Annotated in this window: 9 protein-coding genes and 1 pseudogene; 8 read left to right on the top strand and 2 right to left on the bottom strand. The window is 65.5% G+C overall.

What is annotated here, in order from left to right:
* Nucleotides 1–24: 24 nt before the first annotated feature.
* From LMQ14_RS21615 to LMQ14_RS21580, 8 genes are all read left to right on the top strand, one after another.
* Complete coding sequence (locus LMQ14_RS21615) at nucleotides 25–1,434, top strand: WS/DGAT/MGAT family O-acyltransferase (protein WP_267731598.1); 1,410 nt, start codon at nucleotides 25–27, stop codon at nucleotides 1,432–1,434.
* A gap of 44 nt (nucleotides 1,435–1,478) precedes the next feature.
* Entirely contained in the window at nucleotides 1,479–2,342 is an 864-nt protein-coding gene (ppk2, locus tag LMQ14_RS21610; RefSeq protein ID WP_267731596.1) for a polyphosphate kinase 2, read from the top strand.
* Between the two features lie 2 nt (nucleotides 2,343–2,344).
* Nucleotides 2,345–2,851: a DUF6912 family protein gene (locus LMQ14_RS21605; protein WP_267731595.1), complete on the top strand. Its 507-nt coding sequence runs from the start codon at nucleotides 2,345–2,347 to the stop codon at nucleotides 2,849–2,851.
* A gap of 85 nt (nucleotides 2,852–2,936) precedes the next feature.
* Nucleotides 2,937–4,088, top strand: a complete 1,152-nt coding sequence (locus LMQ14_RS21600; RefSeq protein WP_267731593.1) for a ferredoxin reductase — start codon at nucleotides 2,937–2,939, stop codon at nucleotides 4,086–4,088.
* Nucleotides 4,089–4,179: 91 nt separating this feature from the next.
* Nucleotides 4,180–5,475, top strand: coding sequence for a fatty acid desaturase family protein (locus LMQ14_RS21595; RefSeq protein WP_267731592.1), 1,296 nt, complete (start codon nucleotides 4,180–4,182; stop codon nucleotides 5,473–5,475).
* Between the two features lie 250 nt (nucleotides 5,476–5,725).
* Entirely contained in the window at nucleotides 5,726–7,234 is a 1,509-nt protein-coding gene (locus LMQ14_RS21590; protein WP_267731591.1) for a PPE domain-containing protein, read from the top strand.
* A gap of 54 nt (nucleotides 7,235–7,288) precedes the next feature.
* Entirely contained in the window at nucleotides 7,289–9,316 is a 2,028-nt protein-coding gene (locus tag LMQ14_RS21585) for a secretion protein EspK (protein WP_267731590.1), read from the top strand.
* Between the two features lie 38 nt (nucleotides 9,317–9,354).
* Nucleotides 9,355–9,891 (top strand): hypothetical protein, encoded by a 537-nt coding sequence (locus LMQ14_RS21580; protein ID WP_267731589.1) that lies wholly within the window; start codon nucleotides 9,355–9,357, stop codon nucleotides 9,889–9,891.
* 86 nt (nucleotides 9,892–9,977) lie between these two features.
* On the opposite strand, the pseudogene LMQ14_RS21575 reads toward LMQ14_RS21580, so the two are convergent.
* Nucleotides 9,978–11,090 (bottom strand): annotated as a pseudogene (locus tag LMQ14_RS21575) (N-acetylmuramoyl-L-alanine amidase); the annotation flags it as partial.
* Between the two features lie 222 nt (nucleotides 11,091–11,312).
* Nucleotides 11,313–12,500, bottom strand: coding sequence for a thiolase family protein (locus LMQ14_RS21570; protein ID WP_267731588.1), 1,188 nt, complete (start codon nucleotides 12,498–12,500; stop codon nucleotides 11,313–11,315).
* Nucleotides 12,501–12,558 lie beyond the last annotated feature (58 nt).

The raw sequence follows: 12,558 nt of genomic DNA, 5'->3' as shown, positions 1-12,558 counted from the left end.
TTGACCAAGGAGGCCAGGCCCGCGATGGTGACCCGGTTGTCCACATCGGACGCGTCCTTCTTTCGGCTGGAGAACAGCGCCACCCCGATGTACGTCGGATCGCTGTCGATCCTGCAGCGTCCGCGCACCGGGTTGAGCTACGAGACGGTGCTTGCCGCGGTCGAACAGCGGCTCGCGCAGATACCGCGCTATCGCCAGAAGGTCCGCGAAATCGGGGTCGGCATGGCCAGGCCGGTGTGGATCGACGACGCCGACTTCGACATCACCTACCACATCCGGCGCTCGGCATTGCCGTCACCGGGCAGCGATGAGCAGCTGCACGAGCTCGTCGCCCGGCTGGCCGCGCGGCCGTTGGACAAGACCCGACCGTTGTGGGAGATGTACCTGGTCGAGGGGCTGGCCAAAAACCGGGTCGCCCTCTACACCAAGTCGCACCAGGCGTTGATCAACGGGATGACCGCGCTGGAGATCGGCCACGTGATCGCCGACCGGACGCGACAGCCGGCGCCGTTCCCCGAAGACATCTGGATCCCGGAACGGGATCCCGGCTCGACCCGGCTGCTGGTGGGCGCGCTCACCGACTGGATGGTGGGGCCGGGCACGCAGCTGCAGGCCGTCGGCTCCGCGATGGCCGGGCTGGCGACGAACTACGGCGAACTCCTCAACGCGGGCCGCCGGGTCTTCGACATCGCGCGCACCGTCGCGCGCGGTACCGCGCCCAATAGCCCGCTCAATGCCACCGTCTCACGCCATCGGCGGTTCACCGTCGCCCGCGGCAGTCTCGAGGACTATCGCACGGTGCGCGCCCGCTACGAGTGCGACATCAACGACGTGGTGCTGGCAGTGGTGACCGGCGCATTGAGCAACTGGCTGATGTCGCGCGGGGTAGGGGTGTCGTCGGGCGCGACGGTCCGGGCGATGGCACCACTTTCGGTGTATGCCGAGGATCAACACGATTCGACGGGGCCCGGCCAGATGATCAGTCAGGTCACGCCGTTCCTGGTCGACCTGCCGGTGGGCGAGGGCAATGCCGTGGTGCGGCTGTCGCAGATCGCGCATGCCACCGAGTCGAATCCGTCCGCCGCGCGGCTGGTCGACGCCCGGACCATCGTCACGTTGTCGGGCTTCGCGCCGCCGACGCTGCACGCCATGGGCATCCGGGTCGCGACCAACTTCTCGGCGCGATTGTTCAACTTGTTGATCACCAATGCCCCCGGAGCCCAGTCGCAGATGTACGTCGCCGGTACCAAATTGCTGGAGACCTACGCGGTGCCACCGTTGCTGCACAACCAGGCGCTGGCCATCGGTGTGACGTCCTACAACGGCACGCTGTATTTCGGAATCAACGCCGACCGCGACGCGATGAGCGACGTTGATCTGCTCCCGGCGTTGTTGAATCAGTCACTCGAGGAACTTCTCAACGGTTCTCGCTAGTTCTTGGCGGTGAAAATTGCTGTGTGGATATACAATTCGTTGCTGTGAGCACCTCGAGCGACGGCGCACCGGCAAAGGCGAAGAAAAAGAAATCGTCTGCGCAGGCGGCGCCCAAGCTCTCCGATGCCGTCTATGAAGCCGAATTGTTCCGGTTACAAACGGAATTCGTGAATCTGCAGGAGTGGGTGCGTCATTCAGGTGCGCGAATCGTGGTGCTTTTCGAAGGCCGCGACGCCGCGGGCAAGGGCGGTGCCATCAAGCGGATCACCGAATACCTCAGCCCCCGTACCGCCCACATCGCCGCGTTGCCGGTGCCCACCGACCGGGAGCGGGGCCAGTGGTACTACCAGCGGTATATCGCCCATCTGCCCAGTAAAGGCGAAATCGTGCTGTTCGACCGGTCCTGGTACAACCGCGCGGGCATCGAGAAAGTCATGGGATTCTGCACGCCGCAAGAACATGCGCTGTTTTTGCGACAGACGCCGATATTCGAACAGATGCTCATCGATGACGGGATTCTGCTGCGCAAGTACTGGTTTTCGGTTTCCGAGGCCGAACAACTGCGCCGTTTCCGGGCGCGCCGCAACGACCCCGTCCGGCGCTGGAAACTGTCCACGATGGACCTGGAATCGGTGTATCGCTGGGAGGACTATTCGCGCGCCAAAGACGAGATGATGGTGCACACCGATACGCCGGTAAGTCCTTGGTACGTCGTGGAATCCGATATCAAGAAAAACGCGCGATTGAACATGATGCACCACCTGCTCACCAGCATCGGGTACCACGACGTCGAAGAGCCGAAGGTCGACCTGCCGGAACGCCCGATCGAGACCGGCAACTACCAGCGTCCGCCGCGGGAGTTGTCGACGTATGTCGACGACTACGCGGCCACCTTGATCGAGAGCTAGCGATGGGCGCTGGCGCGATCCAGGTCTACATTCCTGCCACTCTCGCGATGCTGGAGCAGCTCGTCGCCGATGGCTCGCTGAGCCCCGTCAATGGCACCGCGTTCGCGGTGACACCGACCCTGCGCGAGGCCTATGCGGAGGGCGATGACGACGAGCTCGCCGACGTGGCGCTGCGGGAGGCGGCGCTGGCCTCGCTGCGCCTGCTGGCCGCTGACGACGACGCGCGGCCGCGGCGCGCGGTGCTGGCCGCCGAGGTCGAAGACGTCACCTTCCGCCCCGATCTCGACGATGCGGTGGTCCGGCTCGCCGGGCCCGTCGCGTTGGACCGGGTGGTAGCGGCCTACGTCGATAACTCCGGCGCGGAAGAGGCCGTCGCGAAGGCGATCGAGGCGATCGACGCCGCCGACCTGGGGGATGAGGATGCCGACCTGGTCGTCGGCGATGCCCAGGACCACGATTTGGCCTGGTACGCGAACCAGGAGCTGCCGTTTCTGCTCGACCTGTTGTAACCCGCGACGCCCCGCCGAATGTGACGCAATCCGGGCGCGTGGGCCTGGATAATTTACCGTAACTTACGGTACCGTAGGGTTTGTTATGGGTAAGAAATACCAGTCACTCACCGCACACGTCGTTGAGACCAGGCGCCCCACGGTCGTGGGGGCGGAGCGGCATCCCGGTTGGCATGCGCTGCGCAAGATCGCTGCGCGCATCACCACGCCGCTGCTGCCCGACGACTACCTGCATCTGGCCAACCCGCTGTGGTCCGCGCGGGAACTGCGGGGCCGCATCGTCCAGGTCCGCCGGGAGACCGAGGACTCCGCGACCCTGGTGATCAAACCGGGCTGGGGCTTCAGCTTCGACTACGAGCCGGGCCAATACATCGGAATCGGATTGCTGGTGGACGGCCGCTGGCGCTGGCGGTCGTATTCGCTGACGTCGAGCCCGGTCGCGCGGTCGGGGTCCGGCCCCGAGCGCACCGTGACGATCAGTGTGAAAGCGATGCCGGAAGGCTTCCTGTCCACCCATCTGGTTGAAGGTGTCGAGCCGGGGACGATCGTGCGGCTGGCCGCACCCCAGGGCAACTTCGTGCTGCCCGACCCGGCCCCGCCGTCAATTCTGTTCCTCACCGCGGGATCGGGGATCACGCCGGTGATGTCGATGCTGCGAACATTGGTGCGCCGCAAGCAAATTGGTGACATCCAGCACGTGCATTCGGCGCCCACCGAATCGGACGTGATGTTCGGCACCGAATTGACCGCGCTCGCAACGGTGCACCCCGGGTATCGACTGCGGGTGCGAGAGACCCGGGCGCAGGGCCGGCTTGACCTCGCCCGGCTCGACGACGAGGTGCCGGACTGGCGCGACCGGCAAACGTGGGCCTGCGGGCCGGAGGGCATGCTCGCCCAGGCTGAGCGGGTCTGGGCGGCCGCGGGCATCAGCGACCGGCTGCACCTCGAGCGATTCGCGGTGGCCAAGGCCGCACCGGCCGGAGCCGGCGGAACCGTGACCTTCGGGCGCACCGGGCGTACGGTGGCCGCCGATGCCGCGACATCGCTGATGGACGCGGGAGAGGGCGCCGGAATCCAGATGCCCTTCGGCTGCCGGATGGGTATCTGCCAGTCGTGCGTGGTACCCCTGGTGGAGGGTCACGTCCGTGACCTGCGGACCGGGCAGGAACACGAGCCCGGGACCCGGGTACAGACCTGCATTTCGGCCGCGTCCGGCGATTGTGTCCTTGACATTTAAACGCTACTCGTAGGTAACCTACGGCGTCGTAGGTTACGATAGCGTAGGTACTGACCACAGAATCGAAATCGAACGCCGGGAGGTGAGAACGATGGCGATCACAGACGTCGACGTATTCACGCATTTGACCGACGCTGATATCGACGCCCTGGGCGTTGAGCTGGATGCTATCCGCCAGGACATAGAAGACTCACGCGGCGACCGGGATGCCCGTTACATCCGTCGCACCATTGCCGCGCAGCGTGCGCTGGAGGTTTCTGCCCGACTGATGCTGGCCGCGAGTTCGCGGCGTTCGGCATGGTGGGCCGGCACCGTGACCCTGGGCGTGGCCAAGATCATCGAGAACATGGAGATCGGCCACAACGTCATGCACGGCCAGTGGGACTGGATGAACGATCCGGAGATTCACTCCTCCTCATGGGAGTGGGACATGGCCGGGTCGTCCAAGCACTGGCGCTACACCCACAACTTCGTGCACCACAAGTACACCAACATCCTCGGGATGGACGACGACGTCGGCTACGGCATGCTGCGCGTCACCCGCGACCAGCGCTGGAGGAAGCACAACCTCTTCAATCTGGTGTTCAACACCTTGCTGGGCCTCGGCTTCGAATGGGGTGTCGGCCTGCAGCACGTGGAGATCGGCAAGATCGTCAAGAAGCGGATGGACCAGGACGAGGCCCGGGAGCGGACCGAGGAGTTCTTCGCCAAGGCCGGCCGCCAGATCGTGAAGGACTACGTCGCATTCCCGGCGCTGACCTCGCTGTCGCCCGGCGCGACGTACACGTCCACGTTGAAGGCCAATGCCGTTGCCAACGTGATCCGCAATGTGTGGGCCAACGCGGTGATCTTCTGCGGTCATTTCCCTGATGGCGCAGAGAAATTCACCAAGACCGACATGGTCGGCGAGACGAAGGGCCAGTGGTATCTGCGCCAGATGCTGGGCAGTGCCAACTTCGAAGGCGGATGGCTGCTGCGGTTCATGAGCGGCAACCTGTGCCACCAGATCGAGCACCACCTGTACCCCGACCTGCCGAGCAACCGGCTGCACGAGATCTCGGTGCGGGTGCGCGAGGTCTGCGACAAGTACGACTTGCCTTACACCACAGGCTCTTTCCTGATGCAGTACGGCAAAACCTGGCGCACGATGGCCAAGCTGTCGTTGCCCAACAAGTACTTGCTGGACAACGCCGACGACGCGCCGGAAACCCGTAGCGAGCGGATGTTTGCCGAACTCGAGGCCGATTTCGCCGGAACCGACCCGGAGACCGGTCGGCGGCGCGGACTCAAGACCGCCATTGCCACCGTTCGGGGTTGGCGCCGCGACAAGCGCGCCCTGAAGAAAATGGAGCAGCTGCTCAAGGACGCCGACGGCCTGGCGGCCTAGGCGCTAAACAGTCGAGTTGCCCAGCGACGCTGGGCAACTCGACTGTTTTATTTTGGTGCGAGTCGGTGCTGCAACCTCGGGTTAGGCTAACTACGGGTGACATTCAGGTGTCATCCAAAAGGCGCTGAAATGGCCCAGAACCGACGTTGGTGATTCGCCGGTTGCTCGAGGTCATGTGTGATGGAATTTCAGCGGCGATGGTTGGCCACTCTTTTCGTCATGCCCGATCGCAGCTAGGAGATGATTCGCCGTGACCGCACCGAAGATGATGAAGGTCGAGTACGAGGAACTCATGGCTCGCGCCGCCCTGCTGGAACGGCCGATAGGAAGCGGCGTACCAAGCGAAATCCCCCAACCGCCATGCACCCTCGCAATTGTCTTAAAAGCGGCCAAAGCCCTTCAGGACGGTTCCGAGGACATGCGTAAATACTTGACGGAGTTCGACACGGTCCGGCTAGCGCTCGCGCAGTCGCTGCGGAACGCGGCTAAAGCGTATCGACAAGTCGACGAGGACGCCGCTCACGCCGTGAGCAACCTAACGCCGCTGTCGGGGGTGGTCACGCCCGATCCGGTGGATGGGCCGGGAATGCTTGGCGTTGGCGGACCTGGGCCAGACGTAGATCCTACTAGGGACCAGATAATCGATGGGTTGCATTCTATCGAAGACATAGCGTGGCAACTCGAGCAAAAGGACCAAGGTGCGTCGTTTGAGCGCTTTGCAGATCAATGGGCGAAGTACCGCGAGCAATTGCGGTTCGCAGCCCGCGAGCGGTTTGAACCCTTCCGAGAATGGGAGGGCGACGCAGCCTCTACCGTCTCCGCCAATTTCGAAGCGCAGCGGAAGTGGTTGGAGACAATGGTGGCATTCTCCGGTCAGATCGCTGACCAGGCCCAAACAATTGCGGCCGAATTTCGCGATCTCCGCAAGTGGCATGTCTATGTAGACGACATCCGCAGCCAAACCCGATATCATAGAATGAAATATGAATGGAAAGACTTCAAAGAGGTCGAGCAATATATCAAGACCCAAAGTACCTCGGGCTCGCAAACCTGGATTATAAGGTTCTACAAGCAAGCGACGGATGAGTCGGCCCGACTATTGGCCGAATTCAAGGGTAAGGCAGGTCTGCCAATAGCACAGGTAAATCCCGATCGGCCCCCACCCCCCTCGAAAATTAAACCGCCGGCACCGTGGAAACCAGCAGCGAGGCCCAGCGATTTAGACATCGCAAAGTCTCATATTCTCAAACCGCCGGCGCGACCGGATTGGCTGCCCGACGACGATGGGCCGACGCCCGTCCCCACCCCCGGTGACCAGGGGGGTGTGCCCGCGATGCCGATGATGCCCATGATGCCGATGACACCGCAGACCAACGATGCGAAGCTGGCCGAGGCCTTGAAGGACCTGAAACCGCAAGGGGCGCCGGGCATGCCGCATGGCGGCGGGGGAGTCAAACCGGCATCGTTCGGCGGGGCCGGTGTGCCGACCGCCCCGTTGCAGTCCTGGGGAGAGGGCGATCCAGCATCACGGCCCGCCGCCGCGGGGCCCGGGGCCGGGCCCGGAGCTCTGGGCCGTGGAGTCCCGGGCGGGGGCGCCATGGGCGGCGGCATGGGCGGCGGCGCTCCCGCCCAGGCTGGAGATAAGGGCGGCAAAGGCAAACGCGTGCAAGGGGATGAAGACGCGCTGTATACCGAGGATCGGGCATGGACCGAGGGTGTCATCGGTTTGCGCGGCGCCAAGGAAGTGCCCAAGCAGTAGACGGCAGCCACGCCCACCCGCTCGGCGCGTGCGGCGTGGTGAGAGGAGTGATCGATGGGCTTGGCGCCGCCGACGGGTGAGTATGCCGCGGAGATGCTTGCCGCGAACGGGTGGCCCGAGATCGATGAGGACCTCAACTTTGACCGCGCCGAGCAGTACATGCAGGTTTTCCGACAGGTAAGCGGGGTAGCAGACGACTGTCGTCGGCAGCAGTTCGACACCTTCGATGGCGATGTCTGGTCGGGAAGCGCCTCCGGTGCCGCCAATCGCGAAGTGGGAACACTCATCGAGGCGTTGGCGACGCTGCAGAGCGGCCTAGCCACTGTGATCACTTGGCACCGGTATATCGCCAGGTCCGTCATTCAAGCCAAGTCGGATATCTACGACAACGTCGAACTCGCGCAGCGCAAGATCAACGCATTGGAGAATGAGATCAGGCTGACCGCCGCCGATCGGACCGCCGCGATCACTGCGGTGGTCGATGCGGCGAAGGGGGCGAATGCCGGCGTGGTCGCCATGACTGCCGAGCAGATCCTGGCAAGCAAGTCCTGGGAACCGCCACACAACGCGCTGCAGAACTTGCTGGACCAGAAGGCGCCACCCTCAATCACCCGTCCAGATAAATCCTTGCCTGACTCAGGAACACCGGGAGTCGACGAGCCTTCGGAACCCGGTCCGGTGGTACCGCGGCCGGGTGTCCCGCCGCTGGCCGGGCCGCGTGGCGGGCCGGCACTTCCGCCGCCGTCCGTGCCCAGGATTCCTGCGGGTGTTCCGCCACTTCCGGGAATGCCTGCGTCGCCGGTCTCGCCGGTGCCGGCTGCTGGTGGGCCTCGTCACGCGGCACCCAGTAACGGACCGACAGCTCCGGGCACTCCGCGAAATCCAGCCGCGTCGGAGCAGTCGCGAGATGGCGGTGACGACGGTCCGGCTGGTGTGGCGATTCCGGACGCGCAGCCGTCCGGCGTTGGGCCGCAAGACGATTCACCGCGGGTAGCGCCCGCCAGCGCGACGGGCATGCCGGCGATGCCGATGGCGCCGGGTGCGGCAGGCGGTGGTGGCGCGGGTGGCTCCAATGCTTCGGGTGCCGGGCCGGGTGGCGGCGCGGTGCCGGGTTTGGGTGGTCCGGCCGGGCGGGTGTCCTCGGGCCAGTCCTCCGGTGTGCGACCGGCCGCGGCGACCCATCGTCCGGCGCCGCGTGGCGATCGCGTTGCGCACCACGAGTCGATCGATGCGGGTCATTTGGTGGAAGGCGTTGCGATGGCCGCGATTCCGGTGTCGCCGGCGCGTCTCGAGCGCGATGCGATGGCCGAGGCTGCCACTGCCGATGCCGCGCGCCGGCGAGGTCCCGATCGGCTGCAGTTGGCGCGGCGCATCGGTGCGGCGTTGAACGCACCCGTGGGCGACAAGGAGCCTGATTTTGGGTTCTTCTGGGTTACCGGGGTGACCACCGAGGGCGAGATCGTGGTGGCCAACAGCTATGGGCTGGCCTACGTACCGGAGTGGGTGCAGTTGCCCGAACAGGTGCATATGGCCACGGCAGACGACGCGATTCCGGCCGCCGAGCGGGCGCGCTGGACCACGTACCCGATATTGGCCGTGCAAGGTTGGGCTGCCCACCGCGACGCCAAGTTGCGGGCGGTGATCGGCACCGAGGAGCAGCTGGCCGATTCCGATTCTGGCGCGGCGCAGATGATTCTCAACGCCGACGACATCCCTGATAGCGGGGAGATGATCGGCCGGTCCCGCCTCGAGGTGGTGGCCCCCGAGGCGGCCGCGCGGCTGGCGCTGACCCCCGATGCGGGATTGCTGGCCTTGCTGCCGCCGGCACCGGCGACGGCGCCCGAGGACGACCGCTTCATGAAGTGGTTGGCGGTCGTGAAATTGATGATCCACGACGACCCCCGCCGTCAGGCGCCACATCTAAAGGCCTTCCACGCCTACGTTTCTCATGCCCAGGACGTCGCCGTCAACGGAGCCCACACCGCGGCCGACCCGGTTGCCCTGCGCTGCGCTGTTGACGACTGGCTGTACTGGAAACACCTCACCGGGCTATTGGACGCCGCCCTGTCCGTTACTTCTTAGTCCTGGCGCGGTTGTCGGCTAGGTCTATTCTCGGAAATATGCTCGCAGCGTTTGGATTCGAAACCCTGGGCGTGGTCGTCGGGGACATGTTCTTCGTCGACCCGACCCCGAACGAAGGTCAGGAAACCCCGGAACGGGGAGTCAGACTGGAACTCCGTGTTGTCGACCGTGCCGAGCCGCACGGATCGATTTACGCCGGCATTCCGATCGCGTTCAACCGCCCGGTGTGGCGGGTGGACCTCTTCGGATCGACCGAGAGCCCGCCGGGGACGCTGGACCGGGCCCATCACCATCCCCGATTCAAGGGCTGGGAGCCCGGCCGCCGGAACTTCGTTCCCGAGCTGTCCGCCGATCCGGTGTCCTGGTTGGCTGGTCAGCTTGCCGATCCGGTCGCCGTGCTGACCCGGGCGGGCGTCGATGCGGATGAGGTCCCGGAGGCCGACAAGGCCGGCCTCGCCGCGGCCGCGCCGGAAATCGTCGCCGCGGTGAAGCGGATGCTGGACGGCGTGCGGGACGGGGAATTGGCCCCGGCACCCGCCGAGCCGGTTGCCGCCGCGCGTACCGGCTGGCTCTGATCTCGGGATCCCTTGAACCATCGAGAACTCGCGTTGCACAGGGGCGGTTTTGGCGGGCAAGCGGCCGAAGGCGGACTAGGGGGCCACTAGACGACGGGATTGCGTGCCAGTGAGAACCGTTCAAGCTGCACGGGCGGTCCGCCCACGGGCGGTGGTGGTACCACACTGGCTACCCCGTCCATCACGGTTATGATGGTTGAGGTTTGCCGGTTGAAGTTCAGGGTGCCGTGCTGGAAGTTCTGCACGATCCACTCGGGCTCCTGAATCTCGGCGCTGGTCGGCAGGCCCAGCTGGCCGCGCTCGTAGCGCAGCGTGGCCCAGGCCTCGTAGATCCTGCCGCTGAGCGGCTGAGCGCCGGTGGCCGGTGACCAATAGATCGCGCCATTGGCGAAGACGACATAGCGGATCGAATCACCACTGGGCGCTTCGGGTGACGTGGGTGCGCCGAGCGGGCCTGTCATGCCGCCCATCGCCTGCCAGCGGGCGTAGATCGCTCCGCCCTGCATCGACTCCGCCAAGTCCTGCGCGTTGGGCACTTGCTTGAACCGGGCGGCGATGTCGCGGATCCGCTCCATAAACGCGTACCCGGCGTTGCCCGGACAGGCGGTGTCGCCGACGTCGCGGTGGGCGAAGATGCTCGGCAAGGTTGGCGTGGCGCCTTGCGGGAATCGCGTGTCGGGGCCGCCGGCGGAAGTCAGCACGACGGTGCCGTTGGGGTTCACCGTGTCCATCGCGAGCCGCCATCCCAGCAGCTGGCCGACCGCCCGCAACTGTTCGGGGGTAGGGGGCGCCTGGCTCAAATCGCCGATCATGCACACCGCCCAGGTATCGGTGTTGAAGCCGCCGGTGTGAATGCCCTCGACCGGTTTGGTGATGCCGCCGAACCTGCCCTCGAACATCTGGCCGTACCTATCGACCAGCGCGTTGTAGCCAATGTCGCCCCAGCCGTGTGTCAACGTGTGGCATTCGTAGATCGAGCGCACGATGGCCGCCGAGTCTGTCGGCGCGTAGCCGTTGCCGGTCGCAGAGTGGTGCACGATCCCAGCCCTAATCCCGTTGCCACAGCGCGGTATTCCACGCCGAATTGACTCATCGGCGCCCCACTCGGCGCGGCTGATGATGTTGACCGGGTGGCCCGGCGCCATTGCCAATGCCGATACGTTGGGGTCCGCGGAGGCGCGCGCCGGGGCGCCGAGAACCCCCGCGGCCATCCCCAAACCGAGGACAACCGGCGCGGCCGCAGCGTATTTCAGCACGGCACGCCGGGAAGCCAGCGGCTTGCAGCTGCAGCGATGTCGCACCGCGATACGGTAACCGGCTTGCGGTCGAACAAAGATCCGCCGCGCCGTTGCCGAAATGACTTAATCTCGTGCCGATTTCGAATTGCGGACCCGCCGGCACCGCGGCAGGCTGCGGTCGGCTTACCCCAGGCGTTCGATGATGGTGGCGTTGGCCATGCCGCCGCCCTCACACATCGTCTGCAAGCCGTAGCGTCCGCCGCGCTGTTCGAGCGCGTTGACCATGGTGGTCATGATGCGAGCGCCGCTGGCGCCCAACGGGTGACCGATGGCGATGGCCCCGCCGTTGACGTTGGTCTTGGCCAGATCGGCGCCGGTGTCATGAGCCCAGGCCAGCACGACGGGCGCGAAGGCCTCGTTGACCTCGAACAGGTCGATGTCGGCCAGCGTCAGGCCGGACCGCTGCAGCACCTTCTCGGTCGCCGGGATGACGCCGGTCAGCATGTAGAGCGGGTCGTCGCCCACCACCGTCGTGGTGTGGATTCGTGCTAGCGGGCGCAGGCCCAGCTTCTTCGCGACCTCGCTGGTGGTGATCAGCACCGCGGCGCTGCCGTCCGAGAGCGGCGACGAGTTCCCCGGCGTGATCTCCCAATTGATCTGCGGGAAGCGCTTTTCCATCTTCTCGCTGTAGAACGCAGGCTTCAGCGCGGCCAGGGTCTCCACCGTGGTGGCCGGTCGGACGATCTCGTCGGTGTGCAGCCCGGCGATCGGGATCAGCTCGTTTTCGAACAGCCCGTCCTTCGTGGCGCGGGCAGCCTTGTCGTGGCTGCCGGCGGAGAACTCGTCAAGCTGGGTGCGGGAAAAGCCCCACTTCGCGGCGATCAGTTCGGCGCTAATGCCTTGCGGTACCAGGCCTTCGGGGTAGCGCGCGCCCATGCCCTCGCCAAACGGGTCGCTGCCCGGCAATACCTGGGTGCCCATCGGGACGCGGCTCATCGACTCCACACCCCCGGCGATCACCAGGTCGTAGGCACCGGCGATAACGCCCTGCGCGGCGAAGCTGATCGCCTGCTGGCTGCTGCCGCACTGGCGGTCGATCGTGACGCCGGGAACCGACTCGGGGAAGCCTGCGCCCAGCAACGCGTTGCGCGCGATGTTGACCGCCTGGTCGCCGACCTGGGTGACCGCACCGGCGATGACGTCGTCAACCTGCACCGGATCCACACCGGTGCGGGCCACCAGTTCGCGCAGGCTGTGCGCCAACAGGTCGACGGGCAGCACGTCGTGCAGTGCGCCACTGGCCTTGCCCTTGCCTATCGGGGTGCGGACGGCGCCGACGATGACGGCGTCGCGGCCCTGAAGTGCGGTCATGGCTCCTCCTTGAGTCCTGAGTATGGCTTTATATACCCAGCAAAACGCCTAGGTATAC

This window comes from Mycobacterium sp. Aquia_213 (assembly GCF_026625985.1).
In the GTDB taxonomy this organism is placed as follows: domain Bacteria; phylum Actinomycetota; class Actinomycetes; order Mycobacteriales; family Mycobacteriaceae; genus Mycobacterium.
Note: the sequence above shows the minus strand (reverse complement) of the source record. Positions and strands in the feature narration are given on the sequence as shown.